The sequence below is a fragment of the Nodosilinea sp. LEGE 07298 genome, assembly GCF_015207265.1.
Classification (GTDB): Bacteria; Cyanobacteriota; Cyanobacteriia; order Phormidesmidales; family Phormidesmidaceae; genus Nodosilinea.
Window position 1 is genome coordinate 28821 of sequence record NZ_JADEXE010000002.1, and the last position, 24027, is coordinate 52847.

Genomic DNA, 24027 nt, shown 5'->3' on the forward strand with positions numbered 1-24027 from the left:
ATAAGCTCATCGTCGCTAGAGATAGGTCTGGCTAGACCCATCCTATGAGCGAACCTCCATGAAAAAACTGTTGTGCCTTTTTCTCGCTGGCCTGCTGCTGGGGCTTTCCCCATTGCTGGCCCCAGCCTTGGCCCAGCCCAGCGGCGACGACCTCTACTACACCTTCTATGGCCAGCGCATTCCATTAGTGCAACGGCGCGATCGCATCGCCGTCCTACTCACCCCCCAACCCAGCGGTACTCGCAGTGTCACTACTCCGTACCAGCAATTGCAGCAAGCCCTGCTGGGGAAGCCCAGCGGCACCCGCAACCTAGAACCTGCACCTGCCTTAGAGGTTTCGGTACGTCCCTTAGGCAGTCGCTACGCTGTCATTGAGCTACCCAATCTGGAAGCCGAGCTAGTAGCCGCCGTTGAAGAAAGGCTACAGCAGCCCTACATCGAAGCCACCGTGCCCGTGCTCAGTCGCGCCAACCAAGACGACACCATTCTGCTGCCCAACCAAATCATTGTCAGCTTTGAGCCGGGCACCCCCCAGAGCCAGGTGCAGCTCACCCTCAACCGCCAGGGGCTGGAGATTATTCGTCCCCTGCGCTTTAGCTCAAACCGCTACCTGGTCAGCGCCCGCCAAGGCGATGGGCTACGGGTGTTGAACCTAGCCAACCAACTCAACGGCGTAGCCGGGGTGCAGTCAGCCACGCCCAACTTTGTGCAAACGGCATCCTACCGCAGCGTGCCCCAATCCCTCGATACCATGGCCGCATCCTCAGGTGCTGCGACCCGCGTGGATGACTGGCTGGCGCGACTGCCCGGCCCCAAAGACTGGCCTGTAGCCACTGACCTGTTTCCCCTCCACTGGCACCTCGACAGCACTGCCTTTCGCGGCCCCCACCAGGTCCGTACCGATTTACAGGTGCCCCAGGCGTGGCAGGAAGGCACCCAGGGCGAAGGCGTAGTGGTAGCCGTCATCGATAGCCTGATCCAGTGGGATCACCCTGACTTGCAGCAGAGCCTCTACACCGTGCCCGATACCCAGCCCAACCGCCTACCCAACGAAATTCACGGTTGGGATTTCTCTAGCCAGGACGTGGTGTGCGACGCTGACGCCTGCATCCAGGGCGACCCCGATACCCGCATCAGCCCGGCAGAACTAGATCTGCTGCGAGAGGATTTGCAGAACACCTTCTTACTGGGCGATCGCGCCCTGCTTCAGCACTACAGCGATCTGACCCACTTCATCCAACAAGCCAGGCCTGAGTTTTTGCCCCGACAGGTGGCCACCATCATTCGCCAGTGGATTCAGGGTGACACTATGGCCGAGTTTCACGGCACCTGGTCGAGCGGGGTGGTCGCCGCTAACCCCGGTACAGAGCGGGGCATTATCGGCGTTGCGCCCCAGGCTCAGATTTTGCCAGTGCGAGTGTTTGGTCTGGGGGGCGAAATCACCATCGCATCGCTGGTCGAAGCCATTGGGTACGCCGCCGATCGCGGCGCGAATGTAATCAACCTCAGCCTGGGTGGGTTGTTGCCTGACCGCGAGCTGACCGACCAGATCATGGCGGTGCTCGACGCCAACCCCGATCTCGTGATCATTGCCTCTGCGGGTAACGAGAGCTTGGATGGCGTCAGCTTCCCGGCGGCTGTCCCCGGCGTGATCGCTGTGGGGGCCACGACAATTAACGGCGATCGCACCCCCTACAGCAGCTACGGCGGCGGGCTCACGGTGGTGGCCCCCGGTGGCGACACAAGCCAAGTAGCCATGCACGGCATCTTAACCACAGGCGGCACCTGGGTGCCCGGCTTTTGGCAGGGGATAGAACAACCGAAGCACCCCTGGGGCATGGGTGTCGATGAACTGGGTCGCTTTGTGCAGGTGCAGGGCACCTCGTTTTCTGCCCCGGCAACCTCCGGGGTCGTAGCACTGATGCTAGCCGCCAACCCTAGGCTAAGTCGCACTCAGGTCACCGAAGTTCTGGGCACAACAGCCAGCTATGACGGGTTGAAGCTCACCCAATCTGAGGCCAATCAGTATCGGCTCCAGGCTCAAGTCGGCTTTGGTACCGTGCTCGATAGCCAAGTGTTGCGGCCCACAGGGATTTTCAACTTCCCAGACCCCGTCTCGCCCGATCAGTATTATTTTGGCAGGGGGTTAGTAAACGCCGCTGCGGCTGTAAGACAAGCGAAGGCAAGGCGATGAACTTCTGAAGTCTGCCTTGACAGACAACTTCTTCAAAGGCAAGGCAATCACCATAGCCCCAAAGGGTAGCCAACCTATAGATGCGCCAGCAATTATGCTGGCGCATCTACTCTCTTCCGATCTCCTGAGTAGATCTGTTCTCGCTGCTAATGAATTTGGCGGTGGGGTTTGGAAGTGCTCTATGCCGCTAGGCTCTCTATTTTGACCTACAGTCGAGCGCAGGGCGCGCATCCTAGCTAGCCATAAATCTGGTATAAGATTGGTATAGGCCTGAAAACCTTTGCCTGAAAGCCTTGTATATCAAGGAAATATATCAGCTTCCCAAGCTGACGTTCTATGTCACGCTTTTGTAGCTCTTTCCATTTGATCAAGGGTGATACCACGACATCCTCACCACACCACTGTGTTTGATCCATCTCTACCCAGCACCTGCTTACTCCCAAGATCAATGGAGAGATGTTCGTTTGAAAGCGATGGGAGTGTCGCTCTTGCATCACAGCTGAGTAATCGCTGATGGGATAACCCGTTTCACGTTGGTGAAGGCTGAGGACGGTACTGGCGCTAGAACCGACACCAGAGTCGAATCGTAAGCGGCAACCTCTCATTGCTGCCGTTGGAAGGACGATTGAAAATATACCTTCACACATCGATTGAGCTTTGGCTAAGCAGAGCTAATTTGGGAGAAGCCTTTTAAATTTTGGCTACCATAGCCATTGGCAGCCGGGTTAGGACGTACTGTCGGGTCGTCTAAGGGTGATGGCTATACGCGGTTTGCTGCCCCAGTGTTGGCCACTGGCGCTCAGGGAAATCCGGCCTTTAGTGAAACGGCGTTTCTAAATTTTGACCTTTGAGCAGCAATCAACCGCGATCGCCCGGTTAGCCCTACACCAGTCCCAGCGGTGCCAGGCCATCCCGACGCTGTCTGTTCTGCGGGGAAAAGTCATTGCCGCTCGTCAGTTGTGGCTCCTGTGGTCAGATCAGACCCATCGCCAGACGGGTGTGGGAGTTTACACTTCAATTGCTGCCCTCCTAGAAACCTGGCTCACCGCAATTGCCCAACACGACAACCTGCGATCGCGGATTCTGCAAAGCCTTGCCGCTCTGACCCATCGCCCCGAAGCGGAACTAACCGCCTTCTTAGCCAGTACCAGCGACTACCAGCGTCAGCTGTTTTGGCAGCAGCTAGCGCCCCTTTCAGAGGATGCCGACCAGCTCCGAGCCATCCTCACCTGGCTCCCTGACTCCCCAGGCCTAGAGCCACAAACCAAGCATTTGGCGTCTGAGGACTCGTCTACGGTGTTGGCAAGCTTTGCTGCTGTATCGCGGCTATTTCCGCAGTCTGTGGTGCCGGGGCTATTGGTGCTGCTGCCCGAGGATAACTGGGGCGAGGCTGCCCTCACCGCCCTTGCCCAGTTGGTAGAGGCGGTGCCACAGATTCCGGTGGCTCTGGCGCTAACCGCAGATCAGGGTCAAGGCTTACTGAATGAGCTGCCCGAATCGAGAGCTAAGGCAATGTTGCGCGGTGGCCTGATCGATGTCCCCTCTCCCGAACCGGGCAACATTAGGCAGTGGTTGAGCACTCACGGCCTAGACGACGAGCAGCTTCAGCCCCTGCTTCACCTAGCCGAAACCCACGGCACTACGCCAGAAGCCTTGGATGCCGCACTGACTCTCCTTAATCAGGCTCACCAGCCCGCGACAGCAGAGGCAGCAGAGGTTTATCGCAGTCAGGCGGAGTGGTTTTTGTTTCAGTATCTAGAGGCCAAACCGACGACCATGGGGCGATTTCAGGTGAATGCGCGGTTAGATATAGACTTTGGCGGTCGCCCTATGGAGGTGGACTTTCTCGATGCAGCGGCCAAAATTGTGATCGAATTAGATGGCCACTATCACTTCCAGTCCCTCGATAACTACCGCCGCGATCGCCGCAAAGATCGGCTTTTGCAGCAGCAGGGGTTTCTGGTGCTGCGCTTCCTCTCAGAAGACGTGGTCAGTGACCTCGAAGGCATTCTCGATGCCATTGACCAGGCCATCGCCACTCACTCCCCCCTAAACCCCCACCCTTCGGAGGCATGATGCTTTCACTGCGACCCATTCCCCTATCAGACTTGCTCTTGAGCCGCCTACTTTTCGCCGATACCAACGGTATGACCATCAGCGAGTTGAAAGTTGCCCTCAAGGCGATCGCTGGCAGCGAGCTATCGAACACCGCCTATACAGAGCAAATCGAAACCACCCTCACCAACCTCAGCGAGCAAGACTACACCCAGCCTGTCAGCTCGTCCCGCCACCAACTGAGCGGTCGCGGGCGTCAGCACATCCTTAACGGCCTCAGACTCAAGACCCTGCCCCCCAGACTCCAGTGGAAAACCCTGAAGAACACCGACTGGATTGCCCACGCCCTCAACCTCCCCGCCCTTTCAACCGAGACCCGTAGACGGCTAGCGGAGGCAGATGGACTGCGAGCGGCCATCCTCCAGCAGGGCTTTGACCTGTCCATTGCTCCCTTCAGCACCCTCACCCAGGCTCGCAATGCCCTACTGTGGCAGCACCTGTGTAACCCCAAAACTGCTGAAAAGCTCCAGACCCAGCTCCCCGACCTGCAACAGCACGCATTTAACCAGGGCACTGTCATGGCCGCACTGCTGAATGATTTGCTTCAAGCCCCCAAACCCCTGCCCTGGGACAAGGCGCTATCACAGCTGGTGGCCAGGGTCGCTCAAGCCAAGCGCACCACTCCTGATGAACTGCGCACCGCGATTTTGCGTCAAGCCCTGACCAGCACAGAGCCGGTACCCCAAAAACCTGATACCTCTAACAAGAATGACCTGGCCACCTTATCGGATGAGGAGTTTGCTGAGCTTACCCTCAATGCGGCTAAAGCAACTCAAGATGGCCGGTTAGGAGACTCCAAAGTATTTATCTCGCGGGTCTGGGCAACCTTACAGCAACAGCACCCAGACCTAAAGCTCAGTCTAGAAGGCTTCAAACAGCGTTTGGTAAACGCTAATCAGCAGCGAAGACTCGATCTAAGTCGGGCTGACCTAGCCTATGCCTTGGATGCCAAAGATGTATCGGCCTCTGAAATTAATCACCTAAACAGTACGTTCCATTTTATTCGTCTTGACTAAAGCCAATATCTATGACTACTGATCCGAGATTTGACGCCTTTTGTTCTCACCAGGGGCTTGATGTTTTTCATGCCGTCACCCACCAGCACCAAATCTGGCAGCCCGACCTATACGACGTTGACACCATTCATCCAGAAGCTCGCTTAGCCTACGAACGGTTGCTGAATCGAGCCGATAGTTCTGCCGCTAGCGATTCAGGCCGCATCCTATTGCTGTTGGGAGAGTCGGGGGCGGGTAAAACTCATTTGATGCGGTTTTTTCGCAATCAAACCCACGAACAACAGAAGGGCTTCTTTAGCTACATGCAGATGACCTCTGCGGTGTCGAACTATGCTCGGTATGTGCTGAGAAACACCATCGATTCTTTCGATAAGCCCTACTACGAACCCTTTGGGCCAAAAACTGGACTGATTGAGTTTTCTAATGCCCTAGCCGAAAGCTCAGGCGTCGTTACGCCTAATGAACTTACTCTCCTGAAAGAAGACGATCTATCCCAGGAAGAGCTAATCGATTTAATCTACCCAATCGCAGATCGTGTGATTGCCCTGCCACAGTTCAATGGGGTTGATATCGACGTTATTCGGGCGCTGCTATACCTGCAACCCGGCCAGCCTGCTATCAGCGCTAAAGTCCTTAAACTATTACGGTGCGAACCCTTAACCCCCTACGACAGTAGAGTTTTAGGTGGGGTAGTTGGCCGCGATCACGATGATGATCCCCTGCGGATGCTACGGTCTTTTGCCTTGTTGATTCAGGCGGTTACCGGCGGGGCCTTTGTGGTTTGCCTAGACCAGCTTGAAGATATTCACAGTATGGATGAAGCTGGGCAGCGTTTCCGGCGAGCTGTTCAGACTATCGTTACGCTAGCTGAGATTCCCAACGTCATCGTCGTGCTCTCCTGCCTAGAGAGCTTTTACGATCTGTTGAAACAACACCTGCCAAAATCCCATCTTGATCGCCTAGAGCTAGATCCAACCCCCGTAAGCCTTAGTGCCCGGCGTTCAGAAGATGAAGTCAGGCAAATTCTCTCGCGGCGACTGCAAAATCTTTACGAATTGGCAGAAATATCGGTCAACAGTGACGAAGCGTTATATCCCTTCCCTGACTCTATCGCTGAGACGCTAGCGGGTCAGACAACTCGCGATGTCTTGGAATGGTGTCGCCGCCAGCGAGAAAAAAGCATCACCACAGGACAATTACCCGACATAGATATTACTGAGCCACCACCCAAAATTGATCCGCCGCCTTCGCCAGACTATGAGCTGAGTCAACATTGGAATGATCACCTGGCGGGGAGCTTTGAGCCTCCCGACGATGATCGCGACCTACTTCACCTCATTGGCAACAGCATCGAGCGCTGTGGGCAAGAACTAAGCCATGGTTGCCACTTCACTACCCAGATCGATGGGGAGTACATGACCGCAGATCTGCACCTGGAGCCAAATAACTCTAGGGAATCTTTACGGCTGGGTTTATGTCAGAAGTCTTCAAAGGGTGGTGCTCTAGCCAAACAAATTCGGGAGCTTCAGCAAAACGCTGGCGATCGTATCCCCGTCGCCCTACGCACCACTGAATTCCCTAGCAATCCTCGAACAAAAATCGCCCAGCAGATTGGTGAGTTTCTCAGTCAGGGAGGTCGTCGCGCCCAGGTGGCCGATTCTGACTGGCGCACCATGCTGGCGATTCAGAGCTTCGAGCAGCAGTACGGCGATCGCCCCGAGTACCCCGCCTGGCTCCAGGTCGAACAGCCCCTGTCTCAGCTGCCCTCGCTCCAGCGCATCTTGAATTTGGCCAACCTGAAAATTGCCGCCGGTTCCGCATCCAGCGGCCAGCCTCAGCCAACCCAACCAACGCCCCAGCCAACCGCCACAAAGCTTGGGGATAATGCTCCTGAAGACGCGCCAAAACCAATTCCCGACCTTGAGGCTGAACCGACTTTACCTGAGCCAGCCTCAGCCATCCCCCTGGGCCAAACTCGCTCCGCAGTGCCGACTCTGGTGGATCTACCTCGGGAAGCGCTAGTGCGCCACGCCGCATTTCTGGGGGGCTCGGGCAGCGGCAAAACCACCCTGGCCCTGACCTTGATCGAACAACTGCTGCTACGGGGCGTGCCCGCCATTCTGCTTGATCGCAAAGGCGATCTGTGCAGCTACGCCAACCCCGAGGCTTGGGAACAGCCCACCGACAATCCTCGGCTGATGGCCTACCGGCAACTGCTGCGCGACCACATTGATGTTGCGGTCTACACCCCTGGCACCCTGGGCGACGCCGGGCGACCGCTGAGCATTGCCATTACCCCGCCGGGTCTGGGGCAACTTCCCAGCGCTGAGCGGCAGCAAATTGCCAACTACTGCGCCGCCGCCCTGGGCGGCATTATGGGCTATAAAGCGGCGGGGCTGGATAAAACCCGGATGGCGGTTTTGGGGCAGGCGATCGCCGTGCTCAGCACCCTCCAAACCGATAACCCTCTGAGCATCGACCGGCTAATTGCCTTCATTGCCGAGCAGGATCCATTGTTGGTGAATGCGATCGGGGTGCTAGACCCGAAGCACTGCAAGAAGCTGGCGGAAGACCTCCAGACCCTCAGCCTGATGGCCGGGCAACTCTTCAATCCTCAGTGTGAACAACTCTCCACCGAGCAGCTGTTGGCCCCGTCTCACCCCCAGAAGACCCGGCTATCGGTAATCAATCTGGGCAGCCTAGGCGACAACGCCAGCATTCTGTTTTGGGTATCGCAGTTTTTGCTCAACCTCAACCGCTATGCCCAGCGGCATCCCTCGGGCCAGCTTCAGGCGGTGGTGTTGTTTGATGAGGCCGATCTGTACCTGCCCGCCCAGGGCAAACCCTCCACCAAAGAGCCGATGGAAAGCCTGCTCAAGCGAGCCCGCTCCGCCGGGCTGGGTATTTTGCTTGCTACCCAAAGCCCCGGCGACCTGGACTACAAGTGTAGAGATCAAATCTCGTCCTGGTTTGTCGGCAAGGTGAAGGAAAACACCGCCCTCAACAAGCTGAAGCCTATGCTCAGCGAGGCCAAGACAGATGTGACCAGCAAGCTGGCCAACCAACAGGTCGGCGAGTTCTTCGCGATCCGTGCTGGGGAGGTCACCAGCTTGAAGGCTAACCTGTCATTGGTTCGGGCTGAACAGGTACCGCTGGAAATGGTGCAAGCCCTAGCGGCTAGTTCTGTAAATCAGTAGAGCGCTAACCGACACGCGCTGCGATCCTAGAACCAGCTTTCGGGAGCAATCCCGAAAGCTGGTTCATCCCCATTGTCGAGCAAACCTTTGAGCAGATTGCGGTAGGAAATTGGTAGGACGGTTTATTGAGAACCGCTATAATCAAGGGGCAGAAAGGGTTAGAAGATTTTCTGAACTTCGTTCGGGACGAAGGGGCCGTGGGTTCGAATCCCGCCATCCCGATTCTTCTAAAACCTACTGCGGAAGCGCCTTGTAGCTGCACGTTCCGGAATTATTTGTCATCGTTCCGGAATTAGTGTCGGCGTTCCGGAATTAGTGTCTCTCAGCTGTGCTTTGCCTAATCGAGATGGCGGGATTCGTTTCAGTCCATGCTCTTAAATGATAGTTTGGTTGAACCATTACGGTTATATGGTTTGTTTAGAGCTGTAGATATTACTGCCTCAGAATGGGCCAATGGGTTGGAACTTTGATTAAATCCTTATGGGCTGTGGAAGCCCAATGCGACGGCTCGGTTTCGCCTGGGTCGCCCTCGCGGCGGTAGTCGTTTCAATCCTCATGGGCTGTAGAAGCCCAGTGCGACTTTAACTAAAGTGTGTATAGCTCGCCGCGAGGGAATTGTTTCAATCCTCATGGGCTGTAGAAGCCCAGTGCGACTAACCTCAGCGCCGCTCCACAGGCTAGGCCCAGCGAGGTTTCAATCCTCATGGGCTGTAGAAGCCCAGTGCGACCCTACATCCCGCTACCTCAGCTAGGGGGCAAGACCAAGTTTCAATCCTCATGGGCTGTAGAAGCCCAGTGCGACAGAGGTTGCTGGCTTGATCTTTACTCCTGCTGGTTGTTTCAATCCTCATGGGCTGTAGAAGCCCAGTGCGACAGCACCCACTCAAAACTCTTGGTTCGCGGGCCATTTGGCCCTTTCGATCGCGAACCTGCCTTTTTACGACCTGATTAACTGGCCAGACCACGGCGTACAGCATCGAAATGCCAGCGGGTAAGGCCTTCAGGCTGCGCGAACCTGCCAGGAAAAAGTCCTGCGCTTGGGGTTCGCGGAGGCTAAGATATCGATATGGGTGCATGGATTACTCCTCGGTCGGAGTTGTTTTGGCAGCCAACACTACAGTAAGTCCGTCCTCTCTTGCTGGGTGCGCCCCTATCCTGTTGCACGGTGCCCGATTCCAGACGTTCACTTACAACAGCAGCATCGGAGTGGTCAGTAGCCAGCACTGGTCTCTAAAAATATGATCCTTGATTTCTCGCTGTCCAAAACCCTTGGGCAGCAAGCGTTCTAACAAGCATCTTACTTTAGCAGTCCAGTGCCAGCCTGCCAGGGCCAGAAAGTAAGGCTGCTATCTCGCAGTCAAACAAGCCCTCATTTTTCACAGAACAGAGACTTTCGCATGTCCTGCGGCGCTTTTAATACAAGTATCCTACTCTACGAATAAGTTCTTGTACAGTAGGGCTTGATAGGCATGGCAAACGCATACTTTTTTGAAGAGCCTCAACCCCTTTTCCAATAGGGCCTACAGTGTTTGCGTTGAAATCAACTATTGATTCCATTCTTAATAAACAGTCGCTGTAAACCAGGAAACTCGTTCTGGCCATACACTACCCAAGTCTTTGATAGCAAAGTGCCAGAAGCTCAAAGCCTTATCAGTCAGTAGATTGAGAGTTTTCATTTAATATGCGTTTGCCCTGGCTTGATAGGGGTTTTCGCTAGGAATTTCAGGACGGCGACACTAACTTAGCTAGCACATCAGGCTATAGATACTGGGGCTAAGTAGAAAGTGCTAAACGCTTTTCATAAGCTAGCAGGCCAAGGTCTTTGGCTTTTTCTTGGGGCGAACCAGAACATCCTTGCCGAGCCGTTTCGACGGTGATCCGGCACTGTCCAGCCTTAGAGGCGATGGCGTCTTGCAGACGACCGTAGCTCCACTGGTGAACTTGAGTGCGGTAGGCTTTGGCGTACTGTCTTTGGCCATCTACAAAATCGGGCACCTTCTCTGCCGCTCGTTGTTTGACCTCTGCTTCAACAATTTCGCGAATGTGGGCAAGGTCTGGTAGGACAATGCTGCCTGCTTGATAGGCTTGGGCAAGTTCAACGATTGCCTTAGCCAGCAGCCGATCAACATGCTTACCTAGGTCAGACTCTGGGGACATGCGCTTGCCGCCTTTGCGGCGCTGCCGGTGCCCCTGGTGAACTACTTTTACCCGTTCAGATCGGGCACGCTGTAGGAGCGGATAGTGCTCGCCCAGCAACTGTTTGGTAGATCGGTAGACCAGCACCTCTTGGGTTATGGCATTGATGACAGCAACGGTGGCAGGCTTCTCTGGCCCCATGCTGACCCCAACCAGAATGTCTGATCTAGGTTGGTAAAGGGGACGGCTGGGGCGAGGGTAAGGGGTTGGTAGCCGCTCAATGGTGGATTCTAGCCGTCCCACGTAGACCTGTTGGGTTTTAGATAGCGATTCTTTAGTCTGCATGGATGCCAGTTTTGTGGCGGTTTTAGCGGCTTTCTCGGCCATCACAAGTTGGGTGCCTTCTTGAGTCCACAGGGCGGTGTCTACGGTGCAAGACAGGTTGAGGTGGTAGCGGTTCCATGGCTCAGTCTCATCTTGATGCTTTTTGGACGGAATCCAAGACAGCCGAGCTGATCGCAGGGTAAACAAGCCCGCTGAATGGCGATCTCCTCCTGCACTTTTAGTTTCTTGATCTGCCAAAAACCGCTCGAACCAGTGCAGGTGAGGTTTGTCGCAGTACACCTTAAACCAATGCTGACTTGTGCCCTGGCCCTGAAAGCTGACCAGCAAACGGCCTTGCTCATCTCGCGACCAGACAAGCGTTTTGCCGGTTTCGTAAATAATGGGGAAAGGAAAAGTGGCGGGTTCTCTGGTGAGGGATTGGTGCCAGGTGCTGTAGCTCTCATCATCTAGAGGGGGCGTGTGGATACTCTGGATGAGTGCTTCCGTCTGGATATGGCCAGTCAAATCGCGTCCTTTCGGAAGGCTGGCCTGAAGCTGAGTTTCTAGCCTCTGAATAGAAATTTCGGCTTTGCGGTAGCGCTTGGCCAGTGTGTCTAGGTTTTCGATTGCAGGGTCGAGCTTGGCACCGCGCTTGAGCAAATAGGCCAAGGCATTTTGACGAAGTGCTTTTTTGGCCTGCCCATACTCCTTAAATAGGTGCTTGAAGGGGTCAGTCGCTTCGACAGTTTTAAGGATGCGGATTGCCGTGTTCTGCAATTTCTCAAGGCTGCATCCGGCTTGTTCAGCCAGGGTAGAGTCGGGTTGTAGAATGCCGAGCCAGCGGCGTTTGCCTTCTAGCCGCCACTGCTTACGACGTTGCAGGCTGAGCCAGCTTTTGAAGGTGTAAGTGACCTGCTTTTGCGCTGAGATGTAGAACCAGACAGGCTGATTACTAAATCTAGGATCAGTTTTTAGTCCATTAACCAGTTTTATAACGACTTCATTAGGCAACTTGCCTCGCTGCTGCCACCTTACAAAATCAGGATATCCTGGCACTCGGTGAAGAACTTCATTGACCAAGGGGGTATTACGTTCGGCCATTAACGTCCAAATGGCTTGCCGAGCCTCAGCTGAAGCGATCAAGCGGCACCGGACAGTTTTATATGCCATAGCTCTATAAAAACATCATGTCATTATAGAGTAACTTCAGTTTTTGTCTTTCCGGTAGGATGTGTCTATGGATTCATCTTTGATAGACCAACGCTTTTTTACCAGTGCCGAGGCAGCTCAGATCACGCGCTGCACTGCTCGGCAGCTTCAGTATTGGCGGCAAAAAGATGTAGTGGTGCCTACCATCAACGCCACCGGCACCGGACGCACGGTGTACTACTCTTTGTCAGATCTATTGCAACTGACCACGATGGAGTATTTGATGTCTCTAGGTTTGACTTATGAGGTCTGCCGTCAATACCTAGCGACTCTCAAAGCGTCAGATCCAAACGTTTTCAAGCATCCTGAGCAGTACAGTGTTACCAAGCGCTTCATGCTTTTGCAGAGAGAAGCCCAGGGGAGCTTGGAACTCTGCCCCTTCGCAAAGCAAGAGGCAGTTGATGCAGTTGCCAATGGAAGGGCGGTGATTCCCGTTTGGCCAGAAATTTTGCTCAAGCGGCTTGAGGATAGACTGCTGGTATTTGGGATCAAGGTCTCTTTGCTAAAACCTGATGTGCAGCCAAAACCCATCCAGGAAAAGCCAGCCACGTCGCGGCCTCATAGCTATGCCGACGCTGCGGTAGGCAAAGAGCATCTATTCCTCGGAGAGACAGCTCTCATGATTGAGCCAGGCAAGTCTACAGAGGTAGAAGACAACAGCCAGTAGTAGCCAGCCTCAAAGTTTGGAGCATTCTCAGATTTCCTCGTTATAAGCGGCGCTAGCTTCTTCCATCCACCCCAATGCTAAAGAGGTGGTTTTACTCAAAAAGCTGGATACAGTTTTTGAGCAAGACGTTGAATATCCACTAGGCGCTTATTTTTGTCTCAGTTTGGATCCATCTACTATGGATTTTGGATGGTGCCCCTTTTTGGCCTCACTTTCTTGATGCAGAGTATTGCTTATACTCTGCATCAGCAGGAACATGTAGGGATAAACACTATACGACTACATATATTTATCAATGCTTTCAGTAGATTATTAATTAGCTTTCGGCTAACGCAGCAAGCGCCGCTTGGGCGACTGTTTCGGCCCGTTGCGATGTCACCTTTTGGTAGCGCAAGGTTGTCTGAATGTTCTGGTGCCCCATTAGCGCCCTCAATTCTTCGATGCCCATCAGTCCTACTCGCTCAGTGGCAAAGGTGTGCCGTAGGTCATGCATCCGAATGCCCTCTAGTTCTGGGCTTTGGGCGATTAAATCCGTCCAATCCTGGTGAGCTGTGCGATAGCTCATCCGGCTTACTTCCCCTGTGAAGGGCTGCTGGGCCGTAAATAAGGCCGAACAACCCGAGTGGCGCTCGTATTTTAGGTATCGCTCCAGAACCCGAGCCGCGTCGTCACTGTAAAAACACCACCGCCGTTTGTTGCCCTTGCCTACCACCTGAAACTTTCGCTGATCTAAGTTCATCTGGACAGTGCGAAGTTCTCAGGCCGTGGGGAAGGTGAAGAAAAACGGACACGCCTGCGCCCCGGAGGGCCGTCATGTCCGAGACTGGCTGAAGTGATTATCAACAGCCAGACTTATTATGGAGCTCTATCAACGCCTAGAGCAAATCTTGGGGGCCTTGCGCCCGGCCTTTAGTCGTGACGCCACGTTTCGATTTTCGATGGTTTGTCCTGTTAGTGTGGGGCGTGCTGTTGAACACGCAGCCGCCAGCGGTGACCAGTTACTTGAATGCGATAGGCCTGGGAGAAGGGTACTACGGCCAAGCGTTGCACTGGTTTGAGTCCAGTGCTTTTAGCGCGGAGGGGCTGTGTAGGCGATGGGGGGGATGGCTGAGCGAGCAGGCTCATGTCCATCGCATCCAGGGACAACGGGTCTATGTGGGCGACGGGATTAAAGTGGCCAAAGAAGGCCGCAAAATGCCTGGAGTCAAAGGGCTCCATCAAGAATCAGAGGACGTCAGCAAGCCAGAGTGGATTCGAGGTCATTACTTCAATGCCTTGAGCATCCTACTAGGGGCGGGCTCAGCTTACTTTGCCGTCCCGATAATCCTGAAGGTTCACGAGGGCCTGACCGCCGCTGCCCCCGAGGCCACTGATACTGAGACTAAGCCGAAGACCACCTTGGTGACAAAGATGGCCGACCTGTGTACCGCCTACGCCCAAGCCGGGAGCTATATCGTCTTAGATGCTTACTTTGCCTGCGAACCCGTGATGACGCGGTTTCGCCGTCATCAGGTGCATCTGATTAGCCGAGTGCGGAGCTCTACCGTCGCCCATGCTCAGTTTTCGGCGGTGCCGACGGTGAAAGGTCCTGGACGGCCTCGGCAATGGGGCAGCAAGGTGAAACTCCAGACCCTGTTCGCCCCCATTGAGCACTGCCAGCAGGCTAAGGTGTGGCTCTATGGTCAGTTCGTCACCGTCTATTACCAGTGCTTTGAGTTGCATTGGGATAGTCCTGAGACCACGGTGCGCTTTGTGCTCACCCAACTCGCCAATGGTCGGCAATTCATTCTGCTCTCCACCGATGGGGCGTTGAGTGGACCAGAGATAATTGCGGCCTATGGCTTGCGCTTTAAGATCGAACTCACCTTCCGCACCCTGATTCACCTGCTCGGGGGCTTTGCCTATCGCTTTTGGCTTAAAGCCATGACCACCGCTCCGAGTTGGCCTAAGAATCTCAATCTGGCTGATTATCCTGAATCCGTTCAAGGTCAAATCCTGGCTAAAGTGGACGCGATGGAACGCTTTGTCAATCTCAATGCCGTTGCCCTAGGAATCCTTCAGGTGTTAGCCCGATTCTTGTCTAGGTGTTAAATCTGTGGGGTAGAAAAATAAAGGCGCTAGGGTTGAGGTGTCCTGGTTAGTAGCGGGAGGTAACCCGATGCTAGGAGAAGTCTTTACCGCCTTTGTCGAGCAAAGTCCTGTCAGTGTGATGATGCGCGCCTTGATGGAACGCATCTTTCGTCCTGAACGGCTCGATGAGATTTTCGAAACCCATGCGAAGGTGCAGTACACCCGTGAACTGTTGTTTTCCACGCTGGTCAACTTGATGAGCTTGGTCGTGTGCGGCATCCAGCCCTCCGTGAATGCGGCGTACAAGGCCAAAGCGGCGGAGATAAATGTAAATCGCAGTGCGGTGTACCAAAAACTCAACGGAGTTGAGACCCAGGTGAGCGCGGCCCTGCTTCGGGAAACCGCCGCCGAGCTCGGGCAGTTGATTCAACAGATGGGAGGCAGTTCCCCGCCGTTGTTAGCGGGATACGAGACCCAAGTGTTGGATGGCAATGCCTTAGCAGCGACCGAGCATCGATTAAAAGTCCTCCAGACAGTGTCTGCCGCCCCGTTACCGGGTAAATCCTTAGTCGTGCTCGACCCAGTCTCACGGTTGGCGGTCGATATTTTCCCGTGTGAGGATGGTCATGCCCAGGAGCGACGACTCTTTTCGCAGGTCATCGACACCGTCGAAGCCGGTCAACTCTGGATCGCCGACCGCAACATGTGTACTCTGGCGTTTCTCATGGGCATCGCTGGGCGGCAAGCAGCGTTCATTGTCCGTGAACATCAGAATTTGCCGTGGCAAGCCCTTGGGACACTGGAACGGGTGGGCCAACGGGAAGCCGGTGAGGTGTGGGAACAGCCCATCGAGATTCAGCAGGGGGAGGAAACGTTGACCCTGCGACGCACGGTTTTGCGCTTAGCTCGACCGACTCGACACGGGAACGATGAGATTGTCTGTTTGACCAACTTACCCACCCCTGATGCCGGGGCCACCCTTGTGGTGCAACTCTACCGAGAACGATGGCAAGTCGAAGGGCTGTTTTTGTCGGTGACTCGAAACTTTGACGGGGAAATCAAAACCCTAGCTTATCCCCAAGCGGCGTTGTTCAGTTTTACGTTGGCCCTGATGGCGTATAACATTTTGGCCACCCTCAAAGCGGCGTTGGCCAGTGTGCACGGGGTGGGCAAAATTGAAGCGGCGTTGTCTGATTTCTACGTGGTCAATGAATTGCAAGGCACCTATCAGGGCATGATGATCGCCATTCCACCTCACCTCTGGCAAGGCTTTGCCGGAATGCCGGTCGTTGAGTTAGCCGATTTCCTCCAGGTCTTAGCCGCCAAGGTCAAGCTCAAACGCTTTCTCAAAGCCCCTCCGCAAAAGAAGAAGAAAAAGAAAAAGAAGTCATCGCCCAAGTATGACCCGAAACACCCTCATGTCTCGACGGCTAAGCTTTTATCTGGCGACTAAATAACACCTAGACAGAAATCGCTTGAGAGACCCAATGCCACCAGGCGTGAACGCCTTGGGCTAACGCTGGGATCTGGTGTTCAAAGGCCGCCACCGCTGCCACCGCTGCTGCTCCTCCATAGTCTGCGGCTAGGGCGTTGAGGGTAGGCAGTAGGGCGCTCAGTCGCGCCCTAAGGTCTGTGGCCAGTTGCCATTGGCCGGTCTCCAAGTCGAATGGAATACATCCGCCACGCTGACCGTGCCTAAACCGGTCGTAGCCAATTTAATCAGCGCCCGGGCCTCGTCACCGACCAAGGCATGACACCTCCACCCGGCAGATTCCCATCCCGGCGGTAACGGCGCTTTCCAGGTGCTGTAGGTGCGATCTTCGGTTTCAACTTCGCTGAAAATAAACCCGCTGGCTAACTCCATCAGCACCAGAGTGGGCAACCCAAAGAAGGTCTCATCGGCCCCCAGCCAAACCCCCTGGCCCTCAGTTGGTTGGCATCGCTCGGCTTGGGTGCTGCCATAGGCCACAATAGCGGCCTCCACCCAATGCTTCAATTGTCGCAGCGCTGTGGGCGAACAACCAAGATGAGTATCGACATGAATCGCTTTGAAAAACGCCGGTAGGCTCTCGGCACCACCCCCCTGCTTAATCCCAAAGTGATACACCACCGCAATCACTAGGCGCACCAACCACAGGTATCCCACTGCACTGTCCCACCCCTTCAACTCCGGGTGTTGCTCAGCACGGTCTATTGATTGCTGATGGCGATGGACACTGCTGCGGCTCAGCCCCGTCGCTTCAGCTATCACGCGCAGGGCCACTCGCCCCTGCGCTTTTAGATAGTCGGCTACCTGGTGTCGTCGCCCTCGTATAGTAGAAGTCATCGTTACCGATTTGAATTCGTACCGGTAACGATACCGGGCTCTGGGCGTTGCTGCAGAGCCTTTTATCTCTTCTATATAGCGTGCTTATTGATACGCCGCACTAAACATCCCTTTGTCCCACCTTACATTGATACCCATTTTGAGAAAAATGAAATCTTTGAATAAAGTCTAAAATTCTCTACAAAAAAGCTCTTTCTGTCCTGCTCTCAAAGACAGAAAGAGCTTGTCAATAGTCAGATTTTCGGTTTGGGATTAACAATTAACCTTAGCTACCAGCACAAGGATCGGCACCAGCGCAGGGGTCAGCTCCAGCGCAAGGATTGGCAGAGGCGCAGGGATCAGCTCCGGCACAGGGGTCAACCTGTTCTGTGCTGCCAGCGCAAGGGTTAGCACCACAGGCAGCGGTGCCTACGGTGATTAAGCCCGCGATCGCCAAGGCACCCAGGTATTGAACACGCATAATTTTTCTCCCGTAACGGTTCACTTAGCGGTATATAAACCCAATCCAGGCTGGACTGGGGGTAACCGTAATCATGCTCACAACGGCAGGCTGCAACCTGAGAACAGACTGAGAGTTTCTGGGGTAGCGCCTGAGAATTAGTTCATCACCGAGCGAAAGCCAAACAAATTATGGCGGGAAGCGATCGGGCGGGGGCAGGCGAAACGATCCACCGAGCTAGTAGCGGCTCTTTACTCATCAAATCCTCAGCAAAGCCTTAGAGAATAGTCAGATAAATCTGGCCCAACCAGTGATAACTAAACAGTATCCTCTCGCAGTGGTTTCTTATGGTTAGACCTCAGGTATGGATGGCGCTCGGTGCGATCGCACTACTGGCGGGCTGCGGTAGCGCCCCATCGCTCCCCCAAGCCGAGACCTCCGCTGCGGCAGTATCTGCGACGGGGGCCTTGGCCCCTCTTACCTACGACGACTACAGCACCCTGCTGCAAACCTACGTCAATAGCAGCGGCCTGGTCGATTATGCCGCGCTCCAGGCCAATCCTGAGGGGTTAAAGACCGTCGTAGCCGAGCTGGCAGCGGTGTCGCCAGAGGCTTACGCCGCCTGGGATGAGCCCACCCAAATCGCCTTTTTAATCAACGCCTACAACATCTTGACGCTCCAGTCGATCATCGACCAAAACCCGCTCAAGGACAGCATTCGCGACATCGTTGGCGTCTGGAATTTTAGAAAGCACACCGTCATGGGCCAGCCGCTCACCCTTGATGCGATCGAGCACGACATCCTGCGCAAAGATTTTGGCGAACCCCGTATCCATGCCGCTCTGGTCTGTGCCGCCCTCAGTTGCCCACCCCTGCGCCGAGAGCCCTACACCGGAGCCGCCCTCGATCAGCAGCTCGACGATCAGGTACAGCAGTGGCTCGATGGCCCCTACGGGCTAGCGATCGACCAGGCGGCCAATCAGGTGGCTATTTCCGCTATTTTTGACTGGTTTGGCGATGACTGGAAGCCCCAGTACGCCACCGACGACGGCTTTACCGGTAGCGACAAACAGCGGGCTACCCTCAACTTCATCAGCCAATACCTCCCCCCCGACGACCAGGCCTACCTAAAGGCGGGTAGCTACCAGCTCACCTACCTCGACTACGACTGGTCTCTCAACCATCAGTAATTGCTTCCCACTCTCCACCTCAGCACCCATCGGCTATCGTCGGCGCGATCGCACATCACCAAGCGGCTTTGGTATAGCTTGCCCGACACCCCAAAAGTAGTGCTGCCCCGCTGCGGTGGCGCAGAGGGCCTGCCGCAGGTCTGCCGGAATCTGGTCAAAGTTATCGAGCAAAAGATCCATCAGATGGCGCAGGTCAATTGGAGTAGGGCGGCGATAGCTGCGACCTTTGCGCCACCGGCCCCGCACCGTCGAGACCGACCGGGGCAGATCGCGGCCATGTCTTCCTGGCTCATCTGCCACTTGGCGTAAAACCGCTGGGGCGTCATACCCAGTTGACAGTAGCTGTACCGGTCAATCAGATCTGCTCTCGGGAAGAAATTTGGGCGTTGCTGAATAGCGGGATGATTTTGCGAAATTCCGAACGAGATTTCAGAGCTTTCAGACATCGGTTCATCTCCTGAATCAGCAACGCCGAAATTTGCTACTTACTATCTTTTTGGGTCTGCCCCTAGACATAGCTACCAATATGTCGTTACATAGGAGCAGGTAAAAAGTATTAAGCAAATTTACTCACGAACTATGTCGCTCTTTCTCGGTCAGTCCCAAGGCAATCAGCTGGTAGGCAGTCCCCCCTAACTCGGGGAACCTATCGCTCTAAGCACTTCAACAGCCTTTGATGACCGCAGGCGGCGATCGCTCTTGTCAGTCCCAAGCGTAGATTTAGCCAAAACTTGAGATAGTCGGTTGCGATGGTCCCCGAGGACTGGTCTTTGACCATCGCGCAGGCCATCGCCCCACGACACCATTGCAACTAACCCCCAATTGACCTGTGAGCTAATCCACAGTGCTTTGGGTTAGGGCTGGAAAAGTTAGGCAGATATTTTTCTGTCTAGCCCGACTAAGTTTAATTTTCCAGGCTTCAGGAGACCCTTTGAACAACTCCAATTTCAATCTTCCTTTAAACTTGCGCGCCCTGAAGCGAGATTGGTGGTCTAACCCCAGAGCCGACCTGCTGGCCGGTGCGGTGGTGGGGCTGGCGCTGATTCCAGAGGCGATCGCGTTCTCTATCATCGCTGGGGTTGACCCCAAGGTCGGCCTCTATGCCTCCTTCATCATTGCTGTGGTCACCGCCTTTCTGGGGGGGCGACCCGCCTCAATTTCTGCCGCCACTGGGGCGATGGCCCTGCTAATGATCGACCTAGTGCGCGACTACGGGCTGGAGTACCTGCTGGTGGCGACCCTGCTGTGCGGCGTATTCCAGGTGATCTTTGGCGTGCTGCGGCTGGGTCGCCAGATGCGCTACGTGCCCCGCGCCGTCATGGTGGGCTATATCAACGCCCTGGCGGTGCTGATTTTCTTAGCGCAGCTGCCCCAGCTGACGAATGTACCCTTGGCCGTATACGTGATGACGGCGCTGTCTCTGGCGATCATCTACATTCTGCCGCGCTTTACCAAGGTATTGCCTTCGCCCCTGGTGGCGCTATTTGTGATGACGGTGGCCGCGATCGCCCTCGGCATTGACGTGCCCACCGTCGGCGACATGGGCGAGCTGCCCACTGCCTTACCCATCTTCGCCCTGCCCCAGGTGCCCTGGACCACAGAAACCCTGCTGATTGTGCTGCCGACCTCGCTGACCATGGCTGTGGTGGGGCTGCTGGCCTCATTCCTAACGGCATCGCTGGTGGACGAACTCACCGACACCTCCAGCGACAAGAACCGCGAAGCCAAGGGTCAGGGTATTGCCAATATTGTTACCGGCTGCTTTGGCGGTATGGCCGGCTGCGGCATGATTGGTCAGTCGGTGATCAACGTGCAGTCGGGCGGACGGGGACGACTCTCAACCCTGGCCTCCGGCCTGTTTCTGCTGTTTGCCATTCTGGTGCTGAGCCGCTGGGTGCAGCAGATGCCTATGGCAGCCCTGGTGGCGGTGATGATCATGGTTTCCATCGGCACCTTCCGCTGGGCGTCGTTCCGCGATATGGCCAAACTTCCCCGCACCGAAACGGCGGTAATGCTGACCACCATGCTGGTGACGATTTTCACCCGCAACTTTGCCCTCGGGGTGGCGACGGGCATCGTCATGAGCACGGTGTTTTTCTCCCGCAAAATTGCCCAGCTGGTGTTTGTGGACAAGGTGCTGGAAGACAACGGCAATCACCGCATCTACAGCGTGTCGGGCCAGATTTTCTTTGTTTCAAGGGATGAATTCTTCGAGGCCTTTGACTTCAACGAATTTGTCGATCGCATCACCATCGACCTCACCCATGCCCACCTGTGGGACCAGGGGGCCGTCGCGGCGCTCGACAAAGTTGTCAACAAGTTTCGCCGGGCTGGGGCCGAGGTAGAGGTGATTGGCCTCAATGAAGCCAGCGCCACCCTGGTCAATAAGCTGGCCGTTCACAGCCGTCCCGACGCCGTCCCTACTAAAGCCACCGTGCAGGACTAATCACACTATGAAACGAATTTTACTTTGCACTGACGGCTCCGCCTTTGCCCAGAGCAGCTATCCCTACGCCGCCTGGTTTGCCCAGGGCATGGGGGCCAGTGTTGACGTGCTCTACGTCACCGACTCGCGGGGTCAGGCCACGGCCGAAGCCAGCGACCTCAGCGGCAGCATTGGCCTAGGGGCCGCCGAAAACCTGCTGAAAAAGCTGGTAGAAGTGGAGCACGAGCGGGCCAAGCTCAACCACCAGAAAGCCAAGCTGATTTTGGCTAATGCCGAAGCCGCGATCGCCGCCCACGGAGCCACCACCGTCAAGCTGATTCACAAGACCGGCTTTTTGGTCGACTGTTTGGAAAGTCTCGAAGCTGACGTAGACCTGATCGTCATGGGTAAGCGAGGTGAAGCCGCCGACTTTGCCTCTGGCCACCTGGGGGCCAACGTCGATCGCATCGTTCGCAGCGGCCACAAGCCCTGCCTAATTACCCCCAGCACCGTGGTGCCGATGGAGCGGCTGCTGGTGGCCTACGACGGTAGCCCTACCAGCCAAAAGCTACTGCGGTTCGTCGCCGATGCTCCCAGTCTGCGAAATCTGGAGATTCATCTGCTTACCGTGGCCTCGTCAGACTCAGACGCTGAGAAAAAACGGTGCCTAGCCGAGGCCGAGGCGATGCTGCAAGGGGCGGGGCTAACACCGACAGCAAGTTTGCAAATAGGGGAGCCGGAGAAAGCGATCGCCCGCTACATCGACGACCACGACATCAGCCTGCTGCTGCTGGGAGCCTACGGCCACCGCCGCATCCGCCACCTGGTGATCGGCAGCACCACGGTACAGCTACTCCGCAGCTGCCAAATTCCGGTGCTGCTCTACCGCTAGCATTGCTTTGCTCAAGTCTGGCCCGTTCAAGTTTTTTGACGCACAACAAGGATCACAGCCCATGGCGATCGCAAATCGCATCAACTTTCGCAATACCAGAGGGGATGTGCTGGGCGGCCTTACCGCCGCCGTAGTTGCCCTGCCCATGGCGCTGGCCTTTGGTATTGCCTCGGGTGCCGGAGCCTCGGCAGGGTTATGGGGAGCTATCTTGGTGGGTTTCTTTGCAGCTCTGTTTGGCGGCACCCCCAGCCTAATTTCTGAACCTACCGGTCCGATGACCGTCATTATCACCGCTGTGATTGCAGCCACCACCGCCACCGCCAGCGACCCGAAAACCGGGCTGGCGATGGCCTTTACGGTGGTGATGCTGGCGGGCTTGTTTCAGATTGGCTTTGGCCTGCTGAAGCTAGGGCGCTACATCACAATGCTGCCCTACAACGTCATTTCAGGCTTTATGACTGGCATTGGCGTCATTCTCATCTTTATGCAGCTCGCACCCTTTTTAGGGCAAGAGACGCCAGCAGGCGGCGTCATTGGGGTGATTAGAAACCTGCCCAACCTGGTCGCCAGCGCCAGCCCCTGGGAAACAGGCCTGGGTCTACTCACGATCGCCATTCTGTTTCTGTATCCCAATTCGCTCAAAAAGCTGGTTCCACCCCAGCTAGGGGCGCTGCTAGCGGGCACCATCGTTTCGCTGACGCTTCTAAGCAATATTGATATTCGCACTATCGCCACCATTGGCGAGATTACCCCAGGCCTGCCTCAGCTCCAGATACCGACCTTTACCACCGACAATCTACGGCTGATCTTTGTCAACGCGATAGTGCTAGCGACGGTGGGCTCTATTGACTGCCTGCTGACCTGTCTGGTCGCCGACAGTTTGACCCGCACCGAGCACAAGTCAAACAAGGAGCTGATTGGTCAGGGGGTCGCCAACCTGATCACCGGCCTGTTTGGCGGCATTGCTGGGTCGGGGGCAACGACAGCGACGGTGGTCAATATTCAGGCTGGAGGCCGCACGGCACTCTCAGGCATTAGCCGGGCGCTGATTTTGCTGGTGGTGGTGCTGTGGGCCGCGCCCCTGACCTCGGGCATTCCCCTGGCGGTGCTGGCGGGCATTGTGCTGAAAGTGGGGGTCGATATTATTGACTGGGGCTTTTTGCGGCGAGCCCACAAGATCTCTTGGAAGGCGGCGGGCATTGTCTACAGTGTGGTGCTGCTAACGGTGTTTGTTGACCTGATGGTGGCGGTGGCCGTCGGCGTCTTTATTGCCAACATTCTGACCATCGCTCGTTTGGATGAGCTACAGTCGCAGTCGGTAAAGACCATCACCGATGCCGACGACCAGATTGTGCTGACGGCAGCAGAAAAAGCGGCCTTAGATGCGGCCAATGATCGGGTGCTGCTATTTCACCTCAGCGGGCCGATGATTTTTGGAGTCGCCAAGGCGATTTCGCGGGAGCACAATGCGATCGCCAACTACGATGTACTGATTGTTGACCTCAGCGAAGTGCCGATTTTAGGCGTAACCTCAGCGCTGGCGATTGAAAATGCCATTGAAGAAGCCATCGAGGCGGGCCGAGAGGTGATGGTGATCGGGGCGAATAAAAAAGTTAAGAGCCGACTAGAAAAGCTGGGAATTGCCGGGATTATTCCTGAAGACCACTGGATGGACGATCGGCTGCTGGCCTTGAATAAAGGCCTGGCGATTTCGCAGCAAAAACTAGTTCCTACCACCGACCTCGTGGTTCCTCGCGATCTTGAGGTAGAGGTTTAACCCCAGCGATCGCCGCATGCGCTACCTATCAAAATATGACCCATCAGGAC

At 55.5% G+C, this 24027-nt stretch carries 15 protein-coding genes, 1 tRNA gene, 2 pseudogenes and 1 CRISPR repeat array; of the genes and pseudogenes, 12 read left to right on the forward strand and 6 right to left on the reverse strand.

Annotated elements, in window-relative coordinates:
- The first annotated feature begins 58 nt into the window (after window positions 1-58).
- The 5 genes from IQ273_RS00480 to IQ273_RS00500 all read left to right on the forward strand — a co-directional run bounded on the left by IQ273_RS00480 (window position 59) and on the right by IQ273_RS00500 (window position 8744).
- Window positions 59-2194 carry a S8 family serine peptidase gene (locus tag IQ273_RS00480; RefSeq protein WP_194021022.1) on the forward strand — a complete coding sequence of 712 codons (2136 nt, stop codon included), beginning with the start codon at window positions 59-61 and terminating at the stop codon, window positions 2192-2194.
- An 840-nt stretch (window positions 2195-3034) separates the two neighbouring features.
- A complete protein-coding gene (locus tag IQ273_RS00485) occupies window positions 3035-4270 on the forward strand; it encodes a DUF559 domain-containing protein (protein ID WP_194021023.1) in 1236 nt (411 codons plus the stop codon).
- A complete protein-coding gene (locus tag IQ273_RS00490) occupies window positions 4267-5325 on the forward strand; it encodes a hypothetical protein (RefSeq protein WP_228052186.1) in 1059 nt (352 codons plus the stop codon). Before IQ273_RS00485 ends, IQ273_RS00490 begins: the two co-directional genes overlap by 4 nt.
- Window positions 5326-5336: 11 nt before the next feature.
- Window positions 5337-8522 carry a helicase HerA domain-containing protein gene (locus IQ273_RS00495; protein ID WP_194021025.1) on the forward strand — a complete coding sequence of 1062 codons (3186 nt, stop codon included), beginning with the start codon at window positions 5337-5339 and terminating at the stop codon, window positions 8520-8522.
- Window positions 8523-8621: 99 nt separating this feature from the next.
- Window positions 8622-8744 (forward strand) — tRNA-Ser (locus tag IQ273_RS00500).
- Between the two features lie 246 nt (window positions 8745-8990).
- Window positions 8991-9396: a CRISPR direct-repeat array (repeat unit 37 nt; unit sequence GTTTCAATCCTCATGGGCTGTAGAAGCCCAGTGCGAC).
- Between the two features lie 899 nt (window positions 9397-10295).
- On the opposite strand, the gene cas12k is transcribed toward IQ273_RS00500, so the two are convergent.
- Entirely contained in the window at window positions 10296-12152 is a 1857-nt protein-coding gene (cas12k, locus tag IQ273_RS00505) for a type V CRISPR-associated protein Cas12k (protein WP_194021027.1), read from the reverse strand.
- A 67-nt stretch (window positions 12153-12219) separates the two neighbouring features.
- Between cas12k and IQ273_RS00510 the strand changes: the two genes are divergently transcribed.
- Window positions 12220-12858, forward strand: a complete 639-nt coding sequence (locus IQ273_RS00510) for a MerR family transcriptional regulator (RefSeq protein ID WP_194021030.1) — start codon at window positions 12220-12222, stop codon at window positions 12856-12858.
- A 316-nt stretch (window positions 12859-13174) separates the two neighbouring features.
- Here the strand turns inward: IQ273_RS00510 and IQ273_RS00515 are convergent.
- Window positions 13175-13600, reverse strand: a pseudogene (locus tag IQ273_RS00515) (tyrosine-type recombinase/integrase); the annotation flags it as partial.
- A 221-nt stretch (window positions 13601-13821) separates the two neighbouring features.
- Between IQ273_RS00515 and IQ273_RS00520 the strand changes: the two are divergent.
- Together IQ273_RS00520 and IQ273_RS00525 are read left to right on the forward strand one after the other, a co-directional pair.
- Window positions 13822-14949, forward strand: coding sequence for a transposase (locus IQ273_RS00520; protein ID WP_397196747.1), 1128 nt, complete (start codon window positions 13822-13824; stop codon window positions 14947-14949).
- Between the two features lie 67 nt (window positions 14950-15016).
- Window positions 15017-16381 carry an IS4 family transposase gene (locus IQ273_RS00525; RefSeq protein ID WP_194021034.1) on the forward strand — a complete coding sequence of 455 codons (1365 nt, stop codon included), beginning with the start codon at window positions 15017-15019 and terminating at the stop codon, window positions 16379-16381.
- A gap of 159 nt (window positions 16382-16540) precedes the next feature.
- Here the strand turns inward: IQ273_RS00525 and IQ273_RS00530 are convergent, their stop codons facing one another.
- Window positions 16541-17254 carry a hypothetical protein gene (locus IQ273_RS00530; RefSeq protein WP_194021036.1) on the reverse strand — a complete coding sequence of 238 codons (714 nt, stop codon included), beginning with the start codon at window positions 17252-17254 and terminating at the stop codon, window positions 16541-16543.
- A gap of 265 nt (window positions 17255-17519) precedes the next feature.
- Window positions 17520-17714 (reverse strand): hypothetical protein, encoded by a 195-nt coding sequence (locus tag IQ273_RS00535; RefSeq protein ID WP_194021038.1) that lies wholly within the window; start codon window positions 17712-17714, stop codon window positions 17520-17522.
- A gap of 326 nt (window positions 17715-18040) precedes the next feature.
- Between IQ273_RS00535 and IQ273_RS00540 the strand changes: the two genes are divergently transcribed.
- Window positions 18041-18883, forward strand: coding sequence for a DUF547 domain-containing protein (locus tag IQ273_RS00540; RefSeq protein ID WP_194021040.1), 843 nt, complete (start codon window positions 18041-18043; stop codon window positions 18881-18883).
- Window positions 18884-18888: 5 nt separating this feature from the next.
- Here IQ273_RS00540 and IQ273_RS35610 read toward each other — a convergent pair.
- Together IQ273_RS35610 and IQ273_RS35615 are read right to left on the reverse strand one after the other, a co-directional pair.
- Window positions 18889-18996, reverse strand: a pseudogene (locus tag IQ273_RS35610) (DUF3179 domain-containing (seleno)protein); the annotation flags it as partial.
- Between the two features lie 66 nt (window positions 18997-19062).
- Window positions 19063-19329, reverse strand: coding sequence for a hypothetical protein (locus tag IQ273_RS35615; RefSeq protein ID WP_228052188.1), 267 nt, complete (start codon window positions 19327-19329; stop codon window positions 19063-19065).
- Window positions 19330-19814: 485 nt separating this feature from the next.
- Between IQ273_RS35615 and IQ273_RS00555 the strand changes: the two genes are divergently transcribed.
- From IQ273_RS00555 to IQ273_RS00565, 3 genes are all read left to right on the forward strand, one after another.
- Entirely contained in the window at window positions 19815-21329 is a 1515-nt protein-coding gene (locus tag IQ273_RS00555) for a SulP family inorganic anion transporter (RefSeq protein WP_194021042.1), read from the forward strand.
- A 7-nt stretch (window positions 21330-21336) separates the two neighbouring features.
- On the forward strand, window positions 21337-22200 hold the full coding sequence (locus IQ273_RS00560; RefSeq protein WP_194021044.1) for a universal stress protein: 864 nt from the start codon (window positions 21337-21339) through the stop codon (window positions 22198-22200).
- 61 nt (window positions 22201-22261) lie between these two features.
- Entirely contained in the window at window positions 22262-23977 is a 1716-nt protein-coding gene (locus IQ273_RS00565; RefSeq protein WP_194021047.1) for a SulP family inorganic anion transporter, read from the forward strand.
- Window positions 23978-24027: the final 50 nt, after the last annotated feature.